The organism is Rhizobium sp. AQ_MP (genome assembly GCF_014237835.1).
Lineage (GTDB): Bacteria > Pseudomonadota > Alphaproteobacteria > Rhizobiales > Rhizobiaceae > Allorhizobium.
This window is the reverse complement of sequence record NZ_JACJVI010000014.1, coordinates 70025-94225: the sequence shown is the minus strand read 5'-3', so window position 1 is coordinate 94225 and position 24201 is coordinate 70025. Positions and strand designations below refer to the sequence as shown.

20 protein-coding genes are annotated in these 24201 nt (G+C 62.0%); all 20 read left to right on the top strand.

Features of this window, described 5'->3' with window-relative positions; genetic code table 11:
* The first annotated feature begins 227 nt into the window (after positions 1–227).
* The 20 genes from mraZ to recN all read left to right on the top strand — a co-directional run bounded on the left by mraZ (position 228) and on the right by recN (position 24145).
* The gene (mraZ, locus tag H6M51_RS18615) at positions 228–665 is read left to right on the top strand and encodes a division/cell wall cluster transcriptional repressor MraZ (protein ID WP_185811322.1); all 438 of its coding nucleotides are present in this window, start codon (positions 228–230) and stop codon (positions 663–665) included.
* Between the two features lie 17 nt (positions 666–682).
* Positions 683–1708 carry a 16S rRNA (cytosine(1402)-N(4))-methyltransferase RsmH gene (gene rsmH, locus H6M51_RS18610; protein ID WP_185811321.1) on the top strand — a complete coding sequence of 342 codons (1026 nt, stop codon included), beginning with the start codon at positions 683–685 and terminating at the stop codon, positions 1706–1708.
* Positions 1709–1710: 2 nt separating this feature from the next.
* Positions 1711–2106, top strand: a complete 396-nt coding sequence (locus tag H6M51_RS18605) for a hypothetical protein (RefSeq protein WP_185811320.1) — start codon at positions 1711–1713, stop codon at positions 2104–2106.
* The gene (locus tag H6M51_RS18600) at positions 2106–3851 is read left to right on the top strand and encodes a penicillin-binding protein 2 (protein ID WP_185811319.1); all 1746 of its coding nucleotides are present in this window, start codon (positions 2106–2108) and stop codon (positions 3849–3851) included. The genes H6M51_RS18605 and H6M51_RS18600 overlap by 1 nt, the downstream gene beginning before the upstream one ends.
* Positions 3852–3909: 58 nt before the next feature.
* The gene (locus H6M51_RS18595; protein ID WP_185811318.1) at positions 3910–5364 is read left to right on the top strand and encodes a UDP-N-acetylmuramoyl-L-alanyl-D-glutamate--2,6-diaminopimelate ligase; all 1455 of its coding nucleotides are present in this window, start codon (positions 3910–3912) and stop codon (positions 5362–5364) included.
* Entirely contained in the window at positions 5361–6794 is a 1434-nt protein-coding gene (locus tag H6M51_RS18590) for a UDP-N-acetylmuramoylalanyl-D-glutamyl-2,6-diaminopimelate--D-alanyl-D-alanine ligase (RefSeq protein ID WP_185811317.1), read from the top strand. Before H6M51_RS18595 ends, H6M51_RS18590 begins: the two co-directional genes overlap by 4 nt.
* Before the next feature lie 26 nt (positions 6795–6820).
* The gene (gene mraY / locus H6M51_RS18585) at positions 6821–7921 is read left to right on the top strand and encodes a phospho-N-acetylmuramoyl-pentapeptide-transferase (RefSeq protein WP_185811316.1); all 1101 of its coding nucleotides are present in this window, start codon (positions 6821–6823) and stop codon (positions 7919–7921) included.
* A 7-nt stretch (positions 7922–7928) separates the two neighbouring features.
* Positions 7929–9338, top strand: coding sequence for a UDP-N-acetylmuramoyl-L-alanine--D-glutamate ligase (gene murD, locus H6M51_RS18580; protein WP_185811315.1), 1410 nt, complete (start codon positions 7929–7931; stop codon positions 9336–9338).
* Between the two features lies 1 nt (position 9339).
* Positions 9340–10494 (top strand): putative lipid II flippase FtsW, encoded by a 1155-nt coding sequence (gene ftsW, locus H6M51_RS18575; protein ID WP_185811314.1) that lies wholly within the window; start codon positions 9340–9342, stop codon positions 10492–10494.
* Positions 10495–10498: 4 nt separating this feature from the next.
* Positions 10499–11620: an undecaprenyldiphospho-muramoylpentapeptide beta-N-acetylglucosaminyltransferase gene (gene murG / locus H6M51_RS18570; protein ID WP_185811313.1), complete on the top strand. Its 1122-nt coding sequence runs from the start codon at positions 10499–10501 to the stop codon at positions 11618–11620.
* The gene (gene murC, locus H6M51_RS18565; protein ID WP_185811312.1) at positions 11617–13029 is read left to right on the top strand and encodes a UDP-N-acetylmuramate--L-alanine ligase; all 1413 of its coding nucleotides are present in this window, start codon (positions 11617–11619) and stop codon (positions 13027–13029) included. The genes murG and murC overlap by 4 nt, the downstream gene beginning before the upstream one ends.
* Entirely contained in the window at positions 13030–14004 is a 975-nt protein-coding gene (gene murB / locus H6M51_RS18560; RefSeq protein WP_185811311.1) for a UDP-N-acetylmuramate dehydrogenase, read from the top strand.
* Between the two features lie 67 nt (positions 14005–14071).
* Complete coding sequence (locus tag H6M51_RS18555) at positions 14072–14926, top strand: GGDEF domain-containing protein (protein WP_185811310.1); 855 nt, start codon at positions 14072–14074, stop codon at positions 14924–14926.
* A 203-nt stretch (positions 14927–15129) separates the two neighbouring features.
* Positions 15130–16056, top strand: a complete 927-nt coding sequence (locus H6M51_RS18550; protein ID WP_185811309.1) for a D-alanine--D-alanine ligase — start codon at positions 15130–15132, stop codon at positions 16054–16056.
* The gene (locus H6M51_RS18545) at positions 16044–16976 is read left to right on the top strand and encodes a cell division protein FtsQ/DivIB (protein WP_407073599.1); all 933 of its coding nucleotides are present in this window, start codon (positions 16044–16046) and stop codon (positions 16974–16976) included. The genes H6M51_RS18550 and H6M51_RS18545 overlap by 13 nt, the downstream gene beginning before the upstream one ends.
* Positions 16973–18304, top strand: a complete 1332-nt coding sequence (gene ftsA, locus H6M51_RS18540) for a cell division protein FtsA (RefSeq protein ID WP_185811308.1) — start codon at positions 16973–16975, stop codon at positions 18302–18304. The genes H6M51_RS18545 and ftsA overlap by 4 nt, the downstream gene beginning before the upstream one ends.
* 96 nt (positions 18305–18400) lie before the next feature.
* A complete protein-coding gene (gene ftsZ / locus H6M51_RS18535; protein ID WP_185811307.1) occupies positions 18401–20131 on the top strand; it encodes a cell division protein FtsZ in 1731 nt (576 codons plus the stop codon).
* 262 nt (positions 20132–20393) lie between these two features.
* Positions 20394–21350 carry a UDP-3-O-acyl-N-acetylglucosamine deacetylase gene (gene lpxC, locus H6M51_RS18530; protein ID WP_185811306.1) on the top strand — a complete coding sequence of 319 codons (957 nt, stop codon included), beginning with the start codon at positions 20394–20396 and terminating at the stop codon, positions 21348–21350.
* Between the two features lie 281 nt (positions 21351–21631).
* Entirely contained in the window at positions 21632–22438 is an 807-nt protein-coding gene (locus tag H6M51_RS18525; protein WP_407073598.1) for an outer membrane protein assembly factor BamD, read from the top strand.
* A 33-nt stretch (positions 22439–22471) separates the two neighbouring features.
* Positions 22472–24145, top strand: coding sequence for a DNA repair protein RecN (recN, locus tag H6M51_RS18520; protein WP_185811304.1), 1674 nt, complete (start codon positions 22472–22474; stop codon positions 24143–24145).
* Positions 24146–24201 lie beyond the last annotated feature (56 nt).

Below are 24201 nucleotides of genomic sequence, written 5' to 3'. Positions count from 1 at the left end.
AATCGCGGAGAAGGCTCATCCCGGCCGTTCCCATTGACGCCCATATTGTCCCATGGTATCCCATTTGCATGCCGTTTCGGGGGTCTGTTTGTCCCCCAGGTCTCGTGAATCCGGTGCTTCCTCTCGCTCCCTGGGCGGGTGTGTCGCGGGTTCGGCGGCTGGCGTATCCATGCGTAATCAGGGCGCGGTCTTGGTGCCCTCATCCAAGGGGAGGTCGGTTGTCAGTGATGAGCCGCTTCCTGTCCAACGCGACAAACAGGATCGATTCGAAGGGGCGGGTTTCCGTCCCTGCGGCATTTCGCGCCGTGCTGGTGCAGCGCGGAATTCAGGAGCTTTATTGTCTCCAGGATTTCGTCTATCCGGCGATCAACATCGGTGGTCCGGATCTGCTCGAGCGGTACGAGCGGAAAGTGGCGGACGAGGATCCCTTTGCGTTGGAGGCAAACGAGATGTCGCTGCTGCTTCATGGTGGCGGCGTCTTCATGCGACTCGATGCCGAAGGGCGATTGGCGGTGACGGATTTCATCCGGGATTTCACGGGGATTTCCTCGGAGGTCTGTTTCGTCGGCCGTTCGGATCATTTTCAGGTGTGGCAACCGCAGGCGTTTCACGAGGCGCAGGCGAGGGCCAGAGAGGTGGTCAGGCAGCGGGGCCTGCGCACCTAGAAAGACGGGGAAACGGAATGGCGGCGAACTTTGGCGAAGGTTTTTCCGATGCCGATGGCGGACCGGTTCGCCACATTCCGGTTCTTCTTGCGGAAGTCCTCGAGGCGCTCGAGCCCAAGCCGGGTAAACTCATTCTCGACGGTACCTTCGGTGCGGGTGGCTATACTTCCGCGATCCTTGCCAAGGGCGCCGACGTCATCGCGCTCGACCGCGATCCGAACGCCATTGCCGGCGGCAAGGCGCTGGTCGAGGCCAGCGCTGGGCGGCTGACCCTTCATCATACGGAATTCTCCAGTCTTGCCGAGTTCGCTCCCGAAGAGGGTCTCGATGGCGTGGTGCTCGATATCGGCGTCTCCTCGATGCAGATCGATGAGGCCGAGCGCGGTTTTTCGTTCCAGCGCAACGGGCCGCTCGACATGCGCATGGCGGTTTCGGGTGTGTCGGCAGCCGATGTCGTCAATCGCGCCAAGGTGTCGGACCTCATCCGCATCTTCGGCTTTCTCGGTGAAGAAAAGCATGCAGGCCGGATCGCGCGCGCCATCGAAAAGCGTCGTGCCAGCGAGCCGTTCCAGACGACGCGTGAACTCGCCAACCTCATCGAAACCGTCAATCCGCGCAAGGCCAAGGACAAGATCCATCCGGCCACGCGCGTTTTCCAGGCCTTGCGCATCTACGTGAATGACGAGCTCGGCGAGCTTGCCCAAGCACTGTTTGCCGCCGAGCGCGCCTTGAAGCCCGGTGGTCGTCTGGTCGTCGTCACCTTCCATTCGCTGGAAGATCGCATCGTCAAGAAGTTCTTCTCCGAACGATCCGGCAAGGCGTCAGGTTCGCGCCATCTTCCCATGGTGGAAGCGCGCCCGGCAACCTTCGAACCGGTCGGCAAGGGCATGGTCGCGGCCAGCGAGGAAGAGGCGGAACTGAACCCCCGCGCTCGGTCCGCCAAGCTGCGTGCCGGCATCCGCACCTCGGCGCCCACCGAGCGTCCCGACATGTCGATCTTCGACCTGCCAGACCTTGCAACTCTCGAAAAGATCGGAGGCTGACCATGTTGAGACCCTTCGATTTCCTGATGGTCTGCGCGATGCTGGCGGCGGCAACCGTCACCTACAAGATCAAGCACCAGACGGACAACAAGGCGGCTGAAGTCCGCCGGCTCGAGGCGGAAATCAAGCTCGAGAAGGATACGATCGATCTCCTGAAGGCGGATGAGGCCCTGCTGACGCAGCCCAACCGGCTGGAGCGGCTGGTTCAGACCTATGCGGCCGAGCTGCAGCTCGTGCCGACCGACCCAAGCCAGCTTGCCCGCCCGATGGAACTGCCTATGCCGAAGGACCAGCTTCCCGTACCGGAAGCCGAGGAGGGGGCTGCCGAAGGCTTGAGCGCGACGGCTCCGTCCGACCCCATCAAGGATCTCATCACGACAGGATCGGTGGACCGCTGATGACATTTCTTTCGCGAATCATGCTGCTGAAAAGCCAGGCGCATTTCTCGACCGACGTACAGCGTGGCGGTGCCGTCGTGAATACCGCCACCTTCAAGGGGACAGGCAAGCGCAAGTCCGAGATGGCCAAGACCCGCGTCGGTCTGATGATCGCTACCTTCTGTGTCGCCTATGCGGTGATCGGCGGCCGTCTGGTGCATTATGGGTATGCACAGCCGGAGACGGTTTCCAGCATTCTTCCCGCCGATCGGCTGATGGCTTCCCGTCCGGACATTCTCGACCGAAATGGCGAAGTGCTGGCGACCGACATCCGCACGGTGTCGCTGTTTGCCGAGCCGCACAAGATCGTCGATCCTGACGAGGCCGTCGAGCGGCTGTCGACGGTGCTGAAGGACCTCGACGTCAGGGATACCTATCGCAAGCTGTCGTCCAACTCGCGCTTCCAGTGGCTTCGCCGCCAACTCACTCCCAAGCAGCAGAGCCAGATCCTCGCGCTGGGCATTCCAGGAATCGGCTTTCGGCCGGAAAAGCGGCGCTTCTATCCGGGCGGTGCGACCGCATCGCATATCGTCGGTTACGTCAACATCGACAACCGCGGCATGGCGGGCATGGAGAAGTATATCGACAACCAGGGGATGGCGGATCTGCGCGCGCTCGGCATGACGAGCGACACGCCGCTGGAGCCTGTTCATCTCTCCGTCGACATTCGCGTCCAGAACATCCTGCGCGATGCATTGGTGACTGCGGTCTCCAAGTATGAGGCAATCGCGGCGGGTGCCGTGGTGCTGGACGTGCACACAGGCGAGGTCATCGCCATGTCCTCGATCCCTGACTTCGACCCGAATCGCCCGCAGGAAGGGGCGCAGGAGGGCTGGATGAACCGGATGACCAACGGCACGTTCGAAATGGGATCCACCTTCAAGACCTTCACCACGGCGATGGCGCTCGATTCGGGCAAGGTTTCGATGAAGGACAGTTTCGATGCCCGCTATCCGATCCGTATCGGGCGGTTCACGATCAAGGATTTCCACGGCAAGAACCGGATCCTTACCGTTCCTGAAATCTTCCAGTACTCGTCGAATATCGGCACGGCGCGCATGGCCGAAGCGGTCGGTACCGCCGGGCACAAGGAATTCCTGACGCGCATGGGGCTTCTGACGCGGCTTGAGACCGAGTTGCCGGAAGTGAAGGCACCTTCGCAGCCGCGCGAATGGAAGCAGATCAACTCGATCACCATCTCGTTCGGCCACGGTGTTTCGACGACGCCGTTGCAGACGGCGGTCAGTGCCGCAGCGCTCGTCAATGGTGGCAAGCTGATCGCGCCGACCTTCCTTACGCGGAACCGCGAGCAGGCCGACCAGATCGCGCAGGTCGTCGTGAAGAAGCAGACAAGCGACGACATCCGTTATTTGTTCTGGCTGAACGGCAACAGCGGCTCTGGCAAACACGCACTCGTCGAGGGCTTCAACGTCGGCGGCAAGACTGGAACGGCGGAAAAGGTCGTCAACGGGCGCTACTCCGACGACCAGAACTTCAACTCCTATGTCGCGGCCTTCCCGATCGAAAATCCGCAGTATCTCGTGTTGAGCTTCATCGATGCGCCGAAGACCGGCGAGGGCGGTGGCCGCACCGCCGGTCTCACTGCTGCACCCATCGTCGGCGAGATCATCCGCAGAAGCGCCGCAATTCTTGGTGTAGAACCCAAATACGGGGAAGACGGCTCAGCGTTGCTCGTCTCTTATTGATCAGATCGACTACAGACGGGGCGATTCGCGAAAATTGCCCCGAGAGGATGGACTGCATATGCTTTTGGGCGCACTGGCTGGCGAGGAGTTTGGGGATCAGGTGACCGCTGGCGGCGCCGCTGGCATCGAGGTTCGGGGACTGTCGGCCGACAGCCGGAAGATCGAACCGGGCACCGTCTTTTTCGCCTTCTCCGGATCAAAGGCCGATGGCTCGACCTATGCCGCGCAGGCCGTCGAAAAAGGCGCTGTCGCGATCGTGGCCTCCCATGCCATCGACGCCTCCGTTCCTGTCGTCATCGTCGACAATCCGCGCCGGTTTCTGGCACTCGCGGCTGCCCGTTTCGTCGGAAGGCAGCCGAAGACCATGGTCGCCGTGACCGGGACGGCCGGCAAGACTTCGGTCGCCTCCTTCACACGCCAGATCTGGGCGGAAGCAGGCCATGCCGCAGCCCAGATCGGCACGACCGGCGTCATCTCGCCGAAGCGGAATGATTATGGTTCGCTGACCACGCCGGATCCGCTCGCGCTCCATACGCTTCTCGGCGAACTCGCCGATGAGGGCGTGACGCATGCTGCCATGGAAGCGTCAAGCCATGGCCTCGATCAGAGCCGTCTCGATGGCGTGGTGCTGGCGGCGGCCGGTTTCACCAATCTCGGCCGCGACCACATGGACTATCATCCGACGATGGAAGACTACATGGCCGCCAAGATGCGGCTGTTCGATACGCTGCTGCCCAAGGGCGCGCCAGCCGTCATCTTTGCCGACGATGCCTGGTCAGACGAAGCCATCCGGGTCGCGAAGGCGTCCGGGCACGAGGTGCGGACGGTCGGCCGGAAAGGTGATTTCCTGAGCCTGAAGCGGGTCGAGCATTTCCGCCACAAGCAGGTCGCAGAGGTGCATCACGGCGGCGAGATCTTTGAAGTACATATCCCTCTTGCCGGCGATTTCCAGATCGCCAATGCGCTGGTCTCCGCCGGTCTCGCCATCTCGACGGGTGTAGCACCCGGCGTCGCGCTCAAGGCGCTGGAGCATCTCAAGGGGGCTTCGGGCCGGCTTGAACTGGTGGGCCAGACCAAGGGCGGCGCGCTCGCCTATGTCGACTATGCCCACAAACCGGAAGCGCTTGAGAACGTGCTGACGTCGGTTCGTCCGTTCACGACGGGCCGGGTGATTGTTGTCTTCGGCTGCGGCGGGGATCGCGACAAGGGCAAGCGGCCGATCATGGGCGAGATCGCCTCAAGGCTCGCCGACGTGGTCATCGTGACCGACGACAATCCTCGTTCGGAAGTGCCGGCGATCATCCGGTCCGAGATCATGGCGGCGACGCCCAAGGGTATCGAGATCGGTGATCGCGCCCAGGCTATCCGGACCGGTGTCGCGATGCTTTCCACCGGGGACACGCTGATCGTGGCGGGCAAGGGGCATGAGGAAGGACAGACGGTCGGAACCGAGACCTTGCCGTTCTCGGACCACCAGGAAGTCCGTAAAGCCTTGGAGGAGTTCGACCGTTGACCCTGCTCTGGACCTCGCGCGAAATGGTCTCCGCCATGGGTGGCCGTCCCTTCGGCAACCTGCCTGAAGGCGTTACCGGCATTTCGATCGACAGCCGCACGATCACGCCCGGCGAAGCCTTCTTCGCCATCAAGGGTGACCGTGTCGATGGCCACGACTATGCCAGCATCGCGATTGCCAACGGTGCCTCGCTGCTTGTCGTCAGCGAAGCCAAGCTGCCGGCGCTCGGCCGCCTGACCGTGCCGATGATCGTGGTCGAGGATGTTCTCGTCGGCCTGCAGAAGCTCGGCATGGCCGCGCGCGACCGGACTCCTGCGACCGTGATTGCTGTCACCGGCTCGGTGGGCAAGACGACAACCAAGGAAATGCTGCGCCTGACGCTTGCGCCTTCCGGCAAGGTGCATGCCTCCGTTGCCTCCTTCAACAATCACTGGGGCGTGCCGCTGACGCTGGCGCGCATGCCGATCGACACGCGCTACGGCGTCTTCGAACTCGGGATGAACCATTCCGGCGAGCTCGGCCCGCTGTCGCGCATGGTGCGGCCGGATGTGGCGATCATCACGACGGTCGCTCCGGCCCATCTTGGCAACTTCTCCGATGTGGCAGAGATCGCCGACGCCAAGGCGGAGATCTTCGAGGGCGTCGTCAACGGCGGCGATGCGATCCTCAACCGTGACAATCCCTACTACGAACGCCTCGAGCAGGCGGCGCTGGCGCTCGGTGTCGAAAACATCCACAGCTTCGGACAGCATGCCAAGGCGGAGTTTCGCCTCGCGGAATTTGATGGTGCAGCCGAGATTTCGACAGTCTGGGTGTCCTTCGGCGGCGAAACGCGGGAAGTGACGATCGGCGCACCGGGACGGCATCTGGCCGAGAATGCGATGGCCGTTCTCGCCGCCGTCTCTCTTGTCGGTGCAGATGTGGACGCGGCGATTGCGGCTCTTGCGAACCTGGCCCCCGTCAAGGGGCGCGGCCAGCGCCACCTGCTCAACATGCCCGAGGGCGGGCTGACGCTGATCGACGAAAGCTACAATGCCAATCCGGCCTCGATGCGGGCAGCGATCGCTGTCCTCGCATCCGCCCAGCCGACAGGCGAGGGGCGGCGGATCGCCGTTCTCGGCGACATGCTGGAAATGGGCGAATTTGCGCCGAGCGTGCATGCCGATCTCGCCGGGCCACTCCTTGCAGCCGGAATCGAGCATGTCTGGCTTGCCGGTCCCGAGATGGTCGCGCTTCGCGACGCGCTGCCGGAAACGGTGCACGTCGTCTATCTCGAGACCACCGAGGAACTTTCGAATTTCGTGACGGCCGAGGTCCGGCCGGGCGATGTCGTGATGGTCAAGTCATCTCTCGGCATCGGTTTCGGCAAGATCGTTTCGGCTCTGCTTGACAAGTATCCGGCATTCACCGACACGGAGCGCCACCTTTAATTCCGGGCTTTTTTGAAAGGGCTCCAATGCTGATCTGGCTTGTGGAACTGGCGGACAACCTTCAGTTTTTCAATCTCTTCCGTTACATCACCTTCCGGACGGGGGCTGCTCTCTTCACCTCGGCGCTGGTGGTTTTCCTGTTTGGCCCTGCGATGATCTCGTCGTTGCGTGTGCGCCAGGGCAAGGGTCAGCCGATCCGCGCCGACGGACCCCAGACCCATTTCAAGAAGGCGGGAACGCCGACCATGGGCGGTCTGATGATCCTGGCAGGGATCGTCGTTTCCTCGCTGTTGTGGGCGGATCTCTCGAACGTCTATGTCGTCGCGACCCTGCTGGTCACGCTCGGCTTCGGAGCGATCGGCTTTTATGACGACTATCTCAAGGTGACGAAGCAGACGGACAAGGGCTTCTCCGGCAAGGCACGTCTGGGGATCGAGTTTCTGATCGCGGGCACTGCTGTCTATTTCATGATGTCAACGGCGCTGAGCTCCGGGCCGCAGGGTTCTACCTTCGGGTCTTCGGTCGCGTTCCCGTTCTTCAAGGACTTCCTGATCGATCTCGGCATCTTCTTTGTGCTGTTCGGCGGCTTTGTCATCGTCGGTGCCGGCAATGCGGTCAACCTGACCGACGGCCTCGATGGTCTGGCGATCGTGCCGGTGATGATTGCGGCCGCCTCCTTCGGGGTCATCGCCTATCTCGCCGGCAACGCCGTCTTTGCCAACTATCTGCAGATCAACTTCGTGCCTGGTACCGGTGAGCTTGCGGTTGTGCTTGGCGCGGTCATCGGCGCGGGCCTCGGCTTCCTGTGGTTCAATGCCCCGCCGGCGGCCATCTTTATGGGTGACACCGGCTCGTTGGCCCTTGGTGGCCTGATCGGCTCGGTCGCCGTTGCCACCAAGCACGAGATCGTCATGGCGATCATCGGCGGTCTCTTCGTCATGGAGACGCTGTCAGTGATCATCCAGGTCGGCTATTTCAAGCTGACCGGCAAGCGCGTCTTCCTGATGGCGCCCATCCACCACCACTTCGAAAAGCTCGGCTGGACCGAGAGCCAGGTGGTCATCCGTTTCTGGATCATCGCGGTCGGCCTTGCCATGCTCGGCCTTTCCACCCTGAAGCTGCGGTGAGGCGGCGATGATCCCGGCCACCACGTTCAAGGGCAAGACCGTCGCGCTGTTCGGGCTTGGTGGCTCGGGGCTTGCGACCGCCAAGGCCTTGCAGGCCGGCGGAGCTTCTGTGATCGCCTGGGACGACAATCCCGACAGCGTCGCACGGGCGGCAGCCGAAGGTGTCCCGACGCAGGATCTTCGCGAACTCGACTGGTCCTCCGTCGCCTCCTTCGTGCTGTCACCCGGTGTGCCGCTCACCCATCCGAAACCTCACTGGACGGTGGGCTTTGCCCGTGCTGCCGGTGTCGAGATCATCGGCGATGTCGAGATCTTCGTGCGCGAACGCCGCGCACATGCGCCGGACTGCCCGTTCATCGCGATCACCGGTACCAACGGCAAGTCGACCACCACGGCACTGATTGCCCACATTCTCCAGGCAAGCGGTCGCGACACGCAGCTTGGCGGCAATATCGGCCGCGCGGTGCTGACGCTCGATCCGCCGAAGGATGGGCGCTTCTTCGTCGTCGAGTGCTCGTCCTACCAGATCGACCTTGCACCGACCCTCAATCCGACCGCCGGCATCCTGCTCAACCTGACGCCAGACCATCTCGATCGTCACGGCACGATGCAGCATTATGCCGACGTGAAAGAGCGACTGGTCGCCGGGGCGAAAACGGCAATCGTCGGCCTCGACGACAGCTACTGCGAACTGATCGGTGACCGCATCGAGCGGGCCGGTACGAAGGTGATCCGGATCTCCAAGCGCCAGCCGCTGGCAGATGGTCTCTATGCCGAGGGATCTCGCATCATGCGGGCGGAGCAGGGTGCGACTTCGCTGCTGGCCGATCTCGATGGCATCCAGACGCTGCGGGGCAGCCACAACGCCCAGAATGCCTGTGCGGCGATCGCGGCCTGCCTGGCCGCCGGGGTGTCGGAAGAGGAGATCCGCCAGGGCCTTCAGAGCTTCCCGGGCCTCAAGCATCGCATGCAGCCGGTCGGGCGCCGTCGTCAGGTGGTCTTCGTTAACGACAGCAAGGCGACCAATGCGGATGCGGCAGCGCCTGCGCTTTCAAGCTACGAGCGGATCTACTGGATCGCCGGCGGTCTGCCGAAGGAAGGCGGCATCGCAAGCCTCGCACCACTCTTTCCGCGCATCGTGAAGGCCTATCTGATCGGCGAGGCTGCTTCGGCCTTCGCAGCACAGTTGGGGGACCGTGTGCCCTACGAGATCTCGGATCGGCTCGAACGTGCTGTGGCCCATGCCGCTGATGATGCTGATCGGGATGGCGAAGCTTCGGCGGTGATGCTCTCACCGGCCTGCGCAAGCTTCGACCAGTACAAGAATTTCGAGGTCCGCGGCGACGCGTTTGTTTCGCATGTCGCAGATCTCGAAGGGGTTACGATGCTGATCGATCTGCCGACAGGAGGCAAATGAGATGGTAAGCCGCGTGGAGAGGGGACCGGTCGCAGACTGGTTCTGGACGATCGATCGCCTGTTCCTGATCACCTTCGTTCTCCTTATGGGGATCGGGCTGATGCTTTCCTTCGCGGCGTCTCCGGCGGTTGCGGAACGTCTCGGTCTCGACAGCTTCCACTTCGTGAAGCGCCATGCGGTCTTCATGATCCCGGCATTGACGGTGATGATCGGCCTGTCGTTCCTCTCGCCTCGTCAGGTTCGCCGTGTGGCCATGCTCTTGCTGGCGACCTCGCTGATCATGATGGTGCTCGTTCTCTTCATCGGTTTCGAGGTCAAGGGTGGGCGGCGCTGGTTGTCGATCGGATCCATGTCGATCCAGCCCTCGGAATTCATGAAACCCGCTTTCGTCGTCATCTGCGCCTGGCTGTTTGCCGAACATGCGCGCCAGCCTGAGATCCCCGGCAACCTTTTTGCCATCCTGCTGTTTGCCATCGCCGCCGCGTTGCTGATCGCCCAGCCTGACCTGGGTCAGACCATCCTGATCGGCAGTGTCTGGGGTGCGATGTTCTTCATGGCCGGCATGCCCTGGTTATGGATCGTTATCCTCGGAGCGCTGGGCGGAGCAGGTTTCTTCGGCGCCTATCTGACGCTGCCGCACGTTGCGGGACGAATAGATCGATTCCTGACCGGGGAAGGCGATACATTCCAGGTCGATACTGCCCGTGAAGCCATCATTCGTGGTGACTGGTTCGGTCAGGGGCCGGGCGAGGGGATCGTCAAGCGCATCATCCCGGACAGCCATACCGACTTCATCTTTTCGGTTGCCGCGGAGGAATTCGGTATCGTCTTCTGCATGGTGCTGGTGGCGATCTTCGCCTTCCTGGTGCTGCGCGGCTTGAGCCACGCCTACAAGGAGCGGAACGATTTCAACCGCCTCGCCGTATCCGGCCTCGTGCTGCTGCTCGGCGTGCAGTCGATGATCAATATCGGCGTCAATCTCGAACTTCTGCCGGCCAAGGGCATGACGCTGCCGCTGATTTCCTATGGTGGATCGTCGATGACGGCGATCTGCGTCACGGCCGGCTTCATCCTGGCGCTGACCCGCCGCCGTCCCGAAAAGCGTGCTCAGGAGCGCAGCCTGTTTCGTTCAGTGGCCGGCGTACCCGCGGAGTAGTTGAATGAACAAGGGTATCGTGTTGCTTGCCGCCGGTGGAACCGGCGGTCATCTTTTTCCGGCCGAAGCGCTGGCGCATGAATTGAAGGCGCGCGGCTTTGCCGTGCATCTCGTCACCGACCGTCGTGCGGAACGTTACGCCGGCAGCTTCCCGGCAGATGAAATCCATACAGTCTCCTCCGCGACCATCGGTTCGAAGAGCCCCGTTGCCATCGCAAAAGCCTTTTTGTCCCTGTTGCGCGGCTATCGGGAAGCGCGGGCGCTTATTTCACGGCTGAAGCCGAAGGCCGTCATCGGCTTCGGTGGCTATCCGACCGTTCCTCCTGTCTTTGCGGCGGCCGGTCTCGGTGTGCCGACGGCCGTGCACGAGCAGAATGCGGTGATGGGACGTGCCAACAAACTGCTCGCCTCGCGTGTTCGCGCGATCGCTGGCGGATTTCTGTCTCCGAGCGGCGAGCATGCGGCAAAGATGGTGGTGACCGGCAATCCCGTTCGCCCGGCTGTGATTGCGGCAGCGGCCCAGACCTATACTCCCTCGGGCGCGAACGAGGCGTTCAATCTCGTGGTCTTCGGCGGAAGCCAGGGGGCACAATTCTTCTCCGACGCCATTCCCGGTGCGATCCGCCTGTTGCCCGATGCCCTGCGTCAACGTCTTGCGGTGACGCAGCAGGCGCGTCCGGAGGATCGGCAGAAGGTGATCGACAGCTACACGACGCTTGGCATTCACGCTGAGGTCGCGCCCTTCTTCACGGACATGGCGGAGCGTCTTGCTGCGGCTCATCTCGTGATCTGCCGCTCCGGCGCGTCGACGGTGTCGGAGCTCGCCGTGATCGGGCGTCCGAGCGTGCTTGTGCCTTACCCGCATGCGCTTGATCACGACCAGGCCGCCAATGCCGCCGCTCTTGCGGCAAAGGGCGGTGCGCAGGTGATTGCCCAGGCTGAGCTCTCCCCAGAGCGGATCGCCGACCTCCTGACCAGGGCGATGGAGAGGCCGGAGGGGCTTGTCTCCATGGCTGCTGCCGCGAAAAGCACGGGCAAGCCCGATGCTGCCGGCTTGCTCGCCGACCTCGTAGAGGCTATTGCCGCCGGCAAGGGCATTGCCCAGTCGAAGGGAGCCACACAATGAAAATGCCGAAATCCATTGGCCTCGTCCATTTCATCGGGATCGGTGGCATCGGGATGAGCGGGATCGCCGAGGTGCTGCACAATCTCGGACACAAGGTGCAAGGGTCTGACCAGGCCGAGAGCGCCAATGTCCAGCGTCTGCGCGCCAAGGGCATCGAGGTCTTTGTCGGCCACAAGGCCGAGAACCTCGGTGATGCTGAAGTCGTCGTCGTCTCGACTGCGATCAAGAAGAACAATCCGGAACTGATTGCCGCGCGCGAGAAGCTGCTGCCGATCGTCCGGCGCGCCGAAATGCTGGCCGAGCTGATGCGCTTTCGCAATGCCATTGCGATCGGCGGCACGCATGGCAAGACGACGACCACATCCATGGTCGCTGCTCTTCTCGAAGCCGGCAATCTCGACCCGACCGTCATCAATGGCGGCATCATCAATGCCTACGGCACCAATGCCCGCATGGGCGAGGGCGAGTGGATGGTGGTCGAGGCGGACGAGTCCGACGGCACCTTCTTGAAACTGCCCGCCGATGTCGCTGTCGTCACCAATATCGACCCGGAGCATCTCGACCACTACGGCACCTTCGACAATGCGCGGGCGGCTTTCCGCCAGTTCGTCGAGAACGTGCCGTTCTACGGTTTCGGCGTGATGTGTCTCGACCATCCGGAAGTGCAGGCGCTGGTCAGCAAGATCGAGGACCGCAAGGTCATCACCTATGGCGAGAACCCGCAGGCCGACGTGCGCTTCTCGAATGTGCGTCTTGATGGCACGCGCTCGATCTTCGACGTCGAGATCCGCCGTCGCCGGACGGGGCGCGTCTTCAACTTCAAGGATCTCGTGTTGCCGATGCCGGGCCGGCATAACATCTCGAATGCCTGTGCGGCGATCGCTGTCGCCAACCGCCTCGACATCCCCGAAGACGCGATCCGCAAAGGGCTGGCCGGTTTCGGTGGCGTCAAGCGGCGGTTCACGCTGACGGGCACCTGGAACGGGGTGCAGGTGTTCGACGACTACGGGCATCATCCGGTAGAGATAAAGGCGGTTCTCAAGGCCGCGCGCGAGGCCTGCCAGGGGCGCATCATCGCTGTCCACCAGCCGCATCGCTTCACGCGCCTTGCGAGCCTCTTCGACGACTTCGCCAACTGCTTCAACGACGCCGACACGATCTTCCTGTCGCCGGTCTATGCCGCAGGTGAAGACCCGATCGAGGGCGTCGACTCGGAGACGCTCGTCTCGCGCATCAAGTCTGGCGGGCATCGCGATGCGCGCTACTTGGCCGCGCCTGATCAGCTTGCGTCACTTGTCGCGGGCATTGCACAACCGGGTGATTTCGTGGTCCTGTTGGGGGCTGGCAACATCACCCAGTGGGCAGCGGCGCTGCCGGCGGAACTAGATGCAATTTCGGGAAAGTCTTGAATGAAACAGGTGGATGGGGAAAAGCTTCTGGCGTCGCTCGGCCCGGGGGTCAACGATCTCAAGGGGCGGCTGACGCCTGATGCGCCGATGGACCGGGTCACCTGGTTCCAGGCCGGCGGGCTCGCCGAACTGATGTTCCAGCCGCATGACGTCGAGGACCTCACGAATTTTCTCAAGCTCCTCCCGGAAGGCGTGCCTCTCACCGTGGTCGGTGTCGGCTCGAACCTTTTGGTGCGTGATGGTGGCATCCCCGGTGTTGTCATCCGTCTGTCGGCCAAGGGTTTCGGCCAGGTGGAGCTTGCCGGCGAAAACCGCATTCGTGCCGGTGCGATTTGCCCGGACAAGCACATTGCGGCCATGGCGATGGACAACAATATCGGTGGCTTCCACTTCTATTACGGCATTCCCGGTTCCATCGGCGGCGCAATCCGCATGAATGCCGGCGCCAATGGCGGTGATACCGCCGGACGGCTTATCGAGGTCGAGGCGGTTGATCGCAAGGGCAATGTCCACGTCCTGTCGAATGCCGACATGGGATACACCTATCGTCATTCGGCGGCACCCGAAGGGCTGATCTTCACCAGCGCCTTGTTCGAAGGCTATCCGGAAGAAAAGGCGAAGATCCGCGCCGACATGGATGCGGTTCGCCATCACCGCGAAACCGTCCAGCCGGTCAAGGAGAAGACCGGTGGATCGACGTTCAAGAACCCGGAAGGCCATTCCGCCTGGGAACTGATCGATGAGGCCGGTTGCCGCGGTCTGATGATCGGTGGTGCGCAGATGTCGTCGCTCCACTGCAACTTCATGATCAATGTCGGCCACGCAACCGGTTACGACCTCGAATATCTCGGCGAAACCGTTCGCCAGCGCGTGTTCGAAACCTCCGGCATCAAGCTCGAATGGGAAATCAAACGTCTCGGCATCTTCATGCCCGGTCGCGAGGTGAAGCCGTTCATGGGCGTCGTGCCGGCCTGAGGCCCGAGGTTCTCGTACTAAGTTTTAACTTCACTCAATTAGGCTCCCCGAAGATACGGGGAGTTTCATGTTCGATCTGGTGCATGTCTGGGTTATTCGACAGCTGACGCTTGGGGAGTTTGCGTCGCGGCAGTCAGTGTTGTCGAAAGCTGCCTTGATGGCCGCGAAGATCGCCGTTTTTGCCTACCTCTTGAATATCGTTGGCCACCTCATCCTGGTGGCTTTCGGACTGCTCCCCTATCCACTTCTTCCGGCACTCGTGGTCGCGACGATGCTGACGCCGCCGGTATCCTTTATCGTTGCGGTGATTGCCTATTCGGTCGTCGGCCTTGCGATCTATGACCTCGGGGTGTCGCGCCAGCGCTTCGAGACCTTGAGCCGGACCGACATGCTGTCCGGGCTGATGAACCGTCGAGCATTCCTGGACACGTTCGAGTTGGCGCGCGGCCCTGTCGCCCTGATCCTGTTTGATATCGATCGCTTCAAGTCGATCAACGATTCGCTCGGACACAAGGCGGGGGATGATGTCATCGTCCGCACCGCGCAATGCCTGGCGAGTGCTCTGGGCTCAGGCGAAGCGATTGCACGCATCGGCGGCGAGGAGTTTGCCGTGTTGCTCACAGGGCAAGGAACGGAGCGAGCGATGCAGGTGGCAGAGACCATCCGTGCGTCGGTCGAGGGTCGGGGGCTGACAATTGGCGGGCGACAGGTCTCCGTCACTGTCTCTGCAGGGGTCTCCGAAGGTCTTGCCGAGCTTGGTTTCAGCGAACTTTTCTCTGGCGCAGACCGCGCTCTCTATTTGGCAAAAGCAAGCGGACGGAATCGAATCGTGCATGCGCGAGAGCTGGTCGAGGCGTCGATGGATCTGTCCGGCCCTGACAATGGTCAAGCCGCGGGTAGCCGTGCCCGGTTCACTGCCTGATGTCTGAATTCAGAAGATTATGGATATCTATCATACCATTAGTCAATTCAGTTAATGTGAACAATCAGCTTCTGACGTGCGCTGTTTTCCAGGCTGGTTAACGAAAGTAAACGGTTCATTAACCTTAATGTTGTTCAACTGACCTCACAGAGCCGGATCAGTCGGTTTGACTGCCGGTCGGGTTTGAAATTTGCGAGGCGTTGATGAGTGGCAAGCATGTCGCGGTTTTGATGGGTGGATTGTCCTCCGAGCGGCCTGTCAGCTTGTCCTCGGGGAATGCCTGCGCCAGCGCTCTCGAAGGAGAGGGCTTCCAGGTGACCCGTGTCGATGTCGGTCGCGATATCGGCCGGGTTCTCGAGGATCTCCGGCCCGATGTTGCCTTCAACGCGCTGCATGGTCCCTTTGGTGAGGATGGCACCATTCAGGGTGTGCTCGAGTATCTCGAGATTCCCTACACGCATTCCGGCGTGCTCGCTTCGGCGCTTGCGATGGACAAGAAGCAGGCCAAGATCGTGGCCGCCCAAGCGGGCATCCCGGTTGCCGAGGCGATGGTCGTCAATCGCTTCGATATCGGCAATACGCATCCGATGGCGCCGCCTTATGTGGTGAAGCCGGTTCGTGAGGGCTCCAGTTTCGGTGTCGTCATAGTCCGCGAGGATATGGCGCATCCTCCGCAGATCCTGACCTCCAGCGAATGGCGCTACGGCGATGTCGTCATGGTCGAGCGCTATGTCGCGGGGCGCGAGCTGACCTGTGGCGTGATGGATGGCACGGTGCTTGGTGTGACCGAGATCGTACCGCTCGGCCACAGCTTCTACGATTACGACTCCAAGTACGCGGCGGGTGGTTCGCAGCACGTGCTTCCTGCGCAAATTTCACCGAAAATTTACCAAAAAATACAATCATTGGCGCTGAAGGCACACCAGGCGATCGGGTGTCGCGGGGTGAGTCGGTCCGACTTCCGTTACGACGATCGCTTCTCTGAGGAGGGTGATCTGATCTGGCTGGAACTCAACAACCAGCCTGGCATGACCCCAACTTCTTTGCTGCCGGAAATGGCCGCCCATGCGGGTTATGGCTTTGGTGAATTTGTACGTTGGATGGTGGAGGACGCTTCTTGTTCTCGTTGAGCGGCAACAAACTGGTTGAGGGTCCGGGTGTTTATACCGCTGGGCCGCTTGCCTCCGGGGAGGCGAAGGTGCTTCCGCGGCCTTTGCGTCGTCTCGTGCGCTTCGTGCTCAGTCTCTGCTCCGGTCGCATAGTTCTGCCTCGCCATCTCGGCAAGGTGAGTCTGGCCGGCTTCTATGGGATCGTCTGCCTGCACGGCGTTGTCGTCGGCGGCCATGGTCCTGCCGTCATGCAGAGCGTGACGTCCGGTGCCGGTTTTGCCGTTGAAGATGTCCGTGTCTCCGGCAATCAGCATACGTCCGAGATCGATATTCTTCAGTTGCTCGGTCTCGATGGATCGACGAGCCTGCTCGGTCTCGACATTGCCGCTGCGCGTCAGGCGCTGTCGCAGCTTCCTTGGGTCGAATCGGCCGAGGTCCGCAAGGTCTATCCCTCGACGGTCGAGGTGGTGCTGCGCGAGCGTCAGGCTTTCGGCATCTGGCAGCATGGCAGCGACCTGTCGCTGATCGAGCGTTCGGGCTCGGTCATTGCTCCGCTGCGTGACAACAAGTTCGCCTCGTTGCCGCTGTTCGTTGGTCGTGACGCCGAGACTGCTGCTGCCGTCATCGACGAGGAATTCTCCAACTGGCCGGCGATTGCCTCGCGTGTAAAGGCTTTCGTTCGCGTGGGTGGACGCCGCTGGGATGTCCATCTCGACAATGGCGTGATCGTCCGTCTGCCCGAAGGCAATGTCGCTGGCGCGCTTGCGCTTCTCAACCGTTTTGATCAAGAGCAGCAGGTCCTGTCGCGTGATATCGCGCTTGTGGATCTACGGCTGCCTGATCGTGTTGCCGTCCGCCTGACGCCGGGTGCACTGGAGCGCCGCACGGCAGCGCTTGATGAGCGCCGTAAGGCCCTGAAGAAGCTGGAGCGGAAGATATGAGTATCTTCGGTGGCTCTTCCTTTGGGTTTCCGCGCACCAAGCCGCTTTCGTCGAAGCGGGCGCATGTGGTCTCGGTTCTCGATATCGGCTCGACAAAGGTGGTCTGCATCATCGCGCGGCTGACGCCGCGCCGCGAATCGGCAGTTCTCCCGGGCCGAACCCACAATGTCGAAGTGATCGGTCTTGGCCATCAGCGGTCGCATGGCATCAAGTCCGGCGTGATTGCCGATCTCGACGCCGTCGAGAGCGTCGTGCGGCTTGCTGTCGATGCTGCCGAGCGTATGGCCGGCCTCACCGTCGAGAGCCTGATCGTCAACGTCTCTGCCGGTCGCATCGGTTCGGATGTCTACACGGCTTCGATCGATCTCGGCGGACAGGAAGTCGAATCCGGCGATCTGCGCAAGGTTCTGATCGCTGCCGGCCAGCAGTCGCAGGGCAATGACCGCGCGGTGCTTCATTCGTTGCCGACCGGCTTTTCACTTGACGGAGAACGGGGAATCCGTGATCCCCTCGGCATGTATGGCGACGTTCTCGGCGTCGACATGCATGTGGTCACGGCCGAACGTGCAGCGCTTCGTAATCTGGAGCTCTGCATCAACAGGGCTCACCTGACCGTCGAGGGCGTGGTTGCCACCCCTTACGCCAGCGGCCTTGCTGCCCTGGTCGATGACGAAGTGGAGCTCGGTTGCGCGGCGATCGACATGGGCGGTGGCATGACCACCATCTCTGTCTTCGCAGAAGGCAAGTTGATTCATACGGACGCCATCGGGATCGGCGGTCACCATGTGACGACCGATCTGGCGCGCGGGTTGTCGACCCGTATCGAGGATGCAGAACGTCTGAAGGTCGTTCATGGTTCGGCTGTCGCCAACGGCGCCGACGAGCGTGAAGTCGTGTCGGTTCCGCCGATCGGCGAGGATGACCGCGATCAGCCGACCCAGGTGCCGAAGGCGCTCCTGACCCGGATCATCAGCGCGCGGATCGAGGAAACGCTCGAAATGCTGCGCGACCGGATCCAGAAGTCCGGATTTTCGCCGGTGGTCGGAAAGCGCGTCGTCTTGACGGGTGGTGCCTGCCAGCTGACGGGCATGCCGGAAGCGGCGCGCCGCATTCTGGCCCGCAACGTGCGTATCGGTCGTCCGATGGGTGTGTCGGGTCTTCCGGCTGCAGCGAAGGGACCGGCCTTCTCGACGGCGGTCGGCCTGACGATCTATCCGCAGATGGCGGATCAGGAAACACATGCCGGGCAGGGCGGGTTGTTCTCGCCCTTCGGCAACGGAAACAGCCGCTTCGCCCGCATGGGTCAATGGCTGAAAGAGAGTTTTTGAGTTCACCCGGCCGCCCACAAGGTTCGGCCAAGGGAAATCTGTTGAAATGACATGGCCGGCTTGGCGATGCGGCCGGAAAAAGAAGGAACGGGTACCATGACCATCAAGCTGCAGAAGCCAGATATCACTGAGCTGAAGCCCCGCATCACCGTCTTCGGTGTCGGTGGCGGTGGCGGCAATGCCGTCAACAACATGATCACCGCTGGTCTGCAGGGCGTCGATTTCGTCGTCGCCAATACGGATGCCCAGGCGCTGACGATGACCAAGGCCGAGCGCATCATCCAGCTCGGTGTCAACGTCACCGAAGGTCTCGGTGCAGGTTCGCAGCCGGAAGTCGGCCGTGCCGCTGCTGAAGAATGCATCGACGAGATCATCGACCATCTCAACGGTACCCACATGTGCTTCGTCACCGCCGGCATGGGCGGTGGTACCGGTACTGGTGCTGCTCCGGTTGTCGCTCAGGCGGCCCGCAACAAGGGGATTCTGACCGTCGGCGTCGTCACCAAGCCGTTCCACTTCGAAGGCCAGCGCCGCATGCGTCTTGCCGAGCAGGGCATCGAGGAACTGCAGAAGTCGGTTGACACGCTGATCGTGATCCCGAACCAGAACCTCTTCCGCATCGCCAATGATCGTACGACTTTTGCCGACGCCTTCGCGATGGCCGACCAGGTCTTGTATTCGGGCGTTGCCTGCATCACCGACCTGATGGTCAAGGAAGGCCTGATCAACCTCGACTTCGCGGACGTTCGCTCCGTGATGCGCGAAATGGGCCGCGCCATGATGGGCACAGGCGAAGCATCCGGCGAAGGCCGCGCCATGCAGGCTGCTGAAGCTGCCATTGCCAACCCGCTGCTCGACGAAACCTCGATGAAGGGTGCTCAAGGCCTGCTGATCTCGATCACCGGTGGCCGTGACCTGACCCTGTTCGAAGTCGACGAAGCCGCCACCCGCATCCGCGAAGAAGTCGATCCGGACGCCAACATCATCCTCGGTGCGACCTTCGACGAAGCGCTGGAAGGCATCATCCGCGTGTCGGTCGTTGCAACCGGCATCGACCGTGCAGCGCTCGCTTCAAAGGGCTTCGAGGCCGCTCCGCTGGCAAAGCCCGCTATGCGTCCTTCCGCGGCCGTTGCTCCGGCACCGGCCGCATACCAGCCTGCAATGACGCAGGCCCCCAAGCCGACCATGGATCCGGTCGCAGACACCATTCGTTCGGCTGAAGCAGCCATGGAACGTGAACTCGAAATCGCCGTTGCCCGTCAGTCGCTGAGCCAGCCGCAGCCTGCACCGCAGCAGGAATTCCGTCCGGCAAGCCGTCTGTTCGCTTCGCCGGCTCCGGAAGCGGCTCCGGCGCCGCAGATGGCACAGCCGGTTGCTCCGGCCCCGGTCATGAGCCAGCCTGCTCCGATCATGCAGCAGCCCGCTCCGGTCATGCAGGCGCCGGTGGCACCGGCTCCGATCATGGCCGCTGAGCCAGTGCGCATGCCGAAGGTGGAGGACTTCCCGCCGGTTCTGCGCGCAGAAATCGACCACCGTGCCCAGCCGGCAGCCCCTGCCGCCCAGGACGAGCGTGGACCGATGGGCCTCCTGAAGCGGATCACGAATTCGCTGGGGCGCCAGTCCGAAGAAGAACCCGTCATGGGCGACATGACCGGTTCGGCTCCGGCTGCCGCGTCGCAGCAGCGCCGTCCGCTGTCGGCAGAGGCCAGCCTCTATGCACCGCGTCGCGGCCAGCTCGATGACCATGGCCGCGCAACGCCGGCCCGTGCCGTCAGCGAAGACGATCAGCTCGAGATCCCGGCTTTCCTGCGCCGTCAGACGAGCTGAGCTTATCAGCGACTCACCTGAAGGAACCCGGGTCGTGAGGCCCGGGTTTCTTGCATTTCACACACGGTATTCTGGTCCGAAATTCCTCAAGAAAAACAGGGGGCTGCCTTCGTTACAAAGCGAAAGAATCAGTGATTTGGCTCACGTCTCGCTCACACGTATGTATGAAGTCGAAAACAAGGGGCGCTGCCCCTTCGACAAGAGACTGCGACGGGAAGCTCCAGATCCACCGCCTCGTCGCTTTAGTTGTAAGGCTACCAGAATGGCAATTGCTTTGCTCGGATTTCAAACCACGATCGCAGCGCCTCTCACGCTGACGGGAATCGGGGTTCATTCCGGCCGAGAGGTGTCGATCACCTTCCAGCCGGCTGAAGCCGGGACAGGGATCATCTTCGTGCGTCAGCACGATGACTGTTCCACCAGTGAATATCGCGCCGTATCGGCGCATGTCGGCAATACCGACCTTTGCACCGTTCTAGGCACCAATCCTGCCCGTTCTGTGGCAACCATCGAGCATGTTATGGCCGCGCTTTATGCACTGGGCCTAGACAACGTGATCGTCGAGGTGGACGGCGCCGAAATGCCGATCATGGACGGCAGCTCGGAGGTCTTTATCGATGCCATCGAGCAGGTGGGGATTACCAATCTGGGCGTGAAGCGCCGCTATATCCGCGTCACCAAGCCTGTCCGCATCGAATCAGGATCGTCCTGGTCCGAGTTCCGTCCCTATGACGGCACGCGATTCGAGGTCGAGATCGATTTCGACAGCAAGCTGATCGGCAGACAGAAGTGGGAAGGCGACCTGACTGCAGAAACCTTCAAGAGGGAACTGTCGCGCGCCCGCACCTTCGGCTTCATGCGCGATGTCGAGCGTCTCTGGGCTGCGGGCTTTGCGCTTGGTTCGTCCCTGGAGAATTCCGTCGTAATTTCCGACGATGATACGGTGATCAATGTCGAAGGCCTGCGTTACGAGGGGGACGAATTCGTCCGCCACAAGACGCTCGACGCCGTCGGCGATCTGGCGCTTGCCGGGGCCCAGTTCATCGGCTGCTATCGCTCCTATCGCGGCGGTCACAAAATGAATGCCAATGCGCTGAAGGCTCTGCTCAGTGATCCGACCGCCTACGAGGTCGTCGAAGCTCCGAGCCGCAGCCATCAGGTTCGTGCCCGCGAGTTTGTTCCGGTCCAGGTTCCGGAATTTGCGCCCTGGTCGGCTTGAGCAAAGCCTGGACGTGCCAAGACTACGACGCCGGCTCCTCGTGAGGCCGGCGTTTTTGCTGGGTGATGACAGGATGGTGCAACAGGTGACTTTGTGAGCGTCCTGCCACAAAAATGCGTTAAAGTCATATCACTGCGTTGCCCTCGTGCCGCTTTTGTGGCTAGAAACGCCAGTTGAAGGCGACGGTTTTTCAAGCGGCGCTGCAATCGGGATCATTTCGAATGAATCATGTGGGATCGGTCGTTGTGAAGAAAGCCGTGCGAGTTGCAGGCGTAAGTGTGATGTTGTCACTGGGTGCCGTGCTCGCTGGATGCCAGAGCGACCCGGACATCGACATCAGCAAGCTGGCTGCCGAGACTGAGCCGCCGGAAGTTCTCTACAACCAGGGTCTCGCCAACATCAAGGCGGGCAATATGGCCGAGGCGTCGCGCAAGTTCGATGCCGTGGATGCGCAGAACCCGTTCTCCGAATGGTCGCGCAAGGCGCTCGTCATGAGCACCTTCACGAAGTATCGTCTTGGCCGTTACCCCGATGCGATTGCGACCGGTAACCGCTATCTGAGCCTGTATCCGAAGTCCGAGGACGCGGCATATGCTCAGTATCTTGTCGGTCTTGCCTACTGGAAGCAAATTTCGAGCGTCACGCAGGACCAGCGCAATTCGGTGAAGACCATCGAGGCGATGCAGCGCGTGGTCAACGAATTCCCTGATTCCGAATATGTCGACGACGCGCAGGCGAAGATCCGCTTTGCCCGTGACCAGCTTGCCGGCAAGGAGATGCAGGTCGGTCGTTACTATCTGGAGCGTAAGGAATATCTTGCAGCCGTCTCGCGTTTCCGCGTGGTGGTCGAGGAATATCCGAACACCAACCAGATCGAAGAGGCGCTTGCACGTCTTGTCGAAGCCTATTTTGCCATGGGTGTCGTCTCCGAGGCACAGGCGGCTGCCGCTGTTCTGGGCCACAACTACCCGGACAGCCAGTGGTATGCAGACAGCTATGCGCTTCTGCAGAAGGGTGGTCTGGAGCCGCGTGAGAATGCCGGTTCGTGGATTACCCGCGCCGGCCGCAGACTGCTGATCGGGACCTGACGGTCCTTCGTCACCAAGTGAGATCCTGAGCCCATGCTGGTCCAGCTGTCGATCCGCGATATCGTCCTGATCGAGCGGCTCGATCTTGCCTTCGAAACGGGCCTTTCCGTGCTCACCGGTGAAACCGGCGCAGGCAAATCCATCCTGCTCGACAGTCTGTCGCTGGCACTCGGCGGCCGCGGCGACGGCTCGCTGGTGCGCCATGGCGAGGACAAGGGTCAGGTTACGGCTGTCTTCGACGTCGGTGGCGGCCATCCGGCCCGAACCTTGCTCAAAGGCAATGGTGTCGACGATGATGGGGATCTGATCTTTCGAAGGGTCCAGTCGGCCGACGGCCGCACGCGCGCCTATATCAACGACCAGCCGGTCAGCGTGCAGCTGATGCGTCAGGTCGGGCAGCTCCTGGTCGAGATCCATGGCCAGCATGACGACCGTGCTCTGATCGATACGGACGCGCATCGAATGCTGCTCGACGCCTTTGCCGGGTTGACCGACGAGGCGCTGGATCTCGGAGAAAGCTATCGCCGCTGGCGCGATGCCGAGCGGGCCTTCAAGACGCATAAGGCGAAGGTCGAGGCTGCCGCACGCGAGGCCGACTATCTGCGTGCCTCCGTCGAGGAGCTCGAAGGTCTGTCCCCGCTCGACGGCGAGGAGGACGAACTCGCCGAGCGACGTTCTGCCATGCAGAAGTCCGAGCGTATCGCTGGCGATATCGCCGAGGCTTCCGAATTCCTGAACGGCACCGCGTCACCCGTGCCGCATATCGCGTCGCTGATGCGGCGTCTCGAGCGCAAGAGCCATGAGGCGCCGGGACTGCTCGAGGAGACCGTGCAACTGCTCGGTTCGGCACTCGACACACTGTCAGCTGCGCAGATGGAAGTCGAGGCGGCTCTGCGTCGGACCGAATTTGATCCGCGCGAGCTGGAGCGGGTGGAGGAGCGGCTGTTTGCCTTGAGGGCTGCCGGCCGCAAGTACTCCGTCGCAGTGGCCGACCTGCCGGCGCTGGCAGAAAAGATGGTCGCCGATCTTGCCGACCTCGACGCCGGCGAAGAGCGGCTTGGCCAACTGGAAGTCACCGTGCGCGAGACGAAAGCGCATTACGATCATCTTGCCCAGCAGCTTTCGGCCAAACGACAGAACGCGGCTCAGGCGCTCGCCGATGCGGTCATGCAGGAGTTGCCGGCGCTGAAGCTCGAGCGTGCGCGGTTCATGGTCGAAGTGGCAGCAGATCCCGAAAATGCGACTGCCGACGGAATCGATACCGTCGAATTCCATGTCCAGACCAATCCCGGCACACGTCCGGGACCCATCATGAAGGTCGCTTCGGGAGGCGAGCTCTCGCGCTTTCTGCTGGCACTCAAGGTGGCGCTGGCCGATCGTGGGTCTGCGCCGACACTCGTTTTCGATGAAATCGACACAGGCGTCGGCGGCGCCGTGGCGGATGCGATTGGTCAGCGGCTGAAGCGGCTCGCCGCGAAGGTCCAGGTGCTTTCGGTCACGCATGCGCCGCAAGTGGCGGCGCGCGCCTCCACGCATTTCCTCATCTCCAAGGGGCCGACGGGTGACGCCGGCGACAAGATCGCGACCCGCGTCGCCATCATGGAGCCGGAGCATCGCAAGGAAGAGATTGCCCGCATGCTGGCCGGAGCCTCGGTGACCGATGAGGCGCGGGCCGCCGCCGCCAAGCTCCTGGCCGCAGGCGAGTGACGCTTTTGCCCGCGGCACCCGTTGCCTTCCAAACTGAAACCTGTTTCGTTGCCGCT

What these genes read in the sequence shown, in the direction of transcription:
- mraZ (WP_185811322.1), top strand. Translation starts at nt 228, where the DNA reads ATGAGCCGCTTCCTGTCCAACGCGACAAACAGGATCGATTCGAAGGGG.
- rsmH (WP_185811321.1), top strand. Translation starts at nt 683, where the DNA reads ATGGCGGCGAACTTTGGCGAAGGTTTTTCCGATGCCGATGGCGGACCG.
- H6M51_RS18605 (WP_185811320.1), top strand. Translation starts at nt 1,711, where the DNA reads ATGTTGAGACCCTTCGATTTCCTGATGGTCTGCGCGATGCTGGCGGCG.
- H6M51_RS18600 (WP_185811319.1), top strand. Translation starts at nt 2,106, where the DNA reads ATGACATTTCTTTCGCGAATCATGCTGCTGAAAAGCCAGGCGCATTTC.
- H6M51_RS18595 (WP_185811318.1), top strand. Translation starts at nt 3,910, where the DNA reads ATGCTTTTGGGCGCACTGGCTGGCGAGGAGTTTGGGGATCAGGTGACC.
- mraY (WP_185811316.1), top strand. Translation starts at nt 6,821, where the DNA reads ATGCTGATCTGGCTTGTGGAACTGGCGGACAACCTTCAGTTTTTCAAT.
- murD (WP_185811315.1), top strand. Translation starts at nt 7,929, where the DNA reads ATGATCCCGGCCACCACGTTCAAGGGCAAGACCGTCGCGCTGTTCGGG.
- ftsW (WP_185811314.1), top strand. Translation starts at nt 9,340, where the DNA reads ATGGTAAGCCGCGTGGAGAGGGGACCGGTCGCAGACTGGTTCTGGACG.
- murG (WP_185811313.1), top strand. Translation starts at nt 10,499, where the DNA reads ATGAACAAGGGTATCGTGTTGCTTGCCGCCGGTGGAACCGGCGGTCAT.
- murC (WP_185811312.1), top strand. Translation starts at nt 11,617, where the DNA reads ATGAAAATGCCGAAATCCATTGGCCTCGTCCATTTCATCGGGATCGGT.
- murB (WP_185811311.1), top strand. Translation starts at nt 13,030, where the DNA reads ATGAAACAGGTGGATGGGGAAAAGCTTCTGGCGTCGCTCGGCCCGGGG.
- H6M51_RS18555 (WP_185811310.1), top strand. Translation starts at nt 14,072, where the DNA reads ATGTTCGATCTGGTGCATGTCTGGGTTATTCGACAGCTGACGCTTGGG.
- H6M51_RS18550 (WP_185811309.1), top strand. Translation starts at nt 15,130, where the DNA reads ATGAGTGGCAAGCATGTCGCGGTTTTGATGGGTGGATTGTCCTCCGAG.
- ftsA (WP_185811308.1), top strand. Translation starts at nt 16,973, where the DNA reads ATGAGTATCTTCGGTGGCTCTTCCTTTGGGTTTCCGCGCACCAAGCCG.
- ftsZ (WP_185811307.1), top strand. Translation starts at nt 18,401, where the DNA reads ATGACCATCAAGCTGCAGAAGCCAGATATCACTGAGCTGAAGCCCCGC.
- lpxC (WP_185811306.1), top strand. Translation starts at nt 20,394, where the DNA reads ATGGCAATTGCTTTGCTCGGATTTCAAACCACGATCGCAGCGCCTCTC.
- H6M51_RS18525 (WP_407073598.1), top strand. Translation starts at nt 21,632, where the DNA reads ATGTTGTCACTGGGTGCCGTGCTCGCTGGATGCCAGAGCGACCCGGAC.
- recN (WP_185811304.1), top strand. Translation starts at nt 22,472, where the DNA reads ATGCTGGTCCAGCTGTCGATCCGCGATATCGTCCTGATCGAGCGGCTC.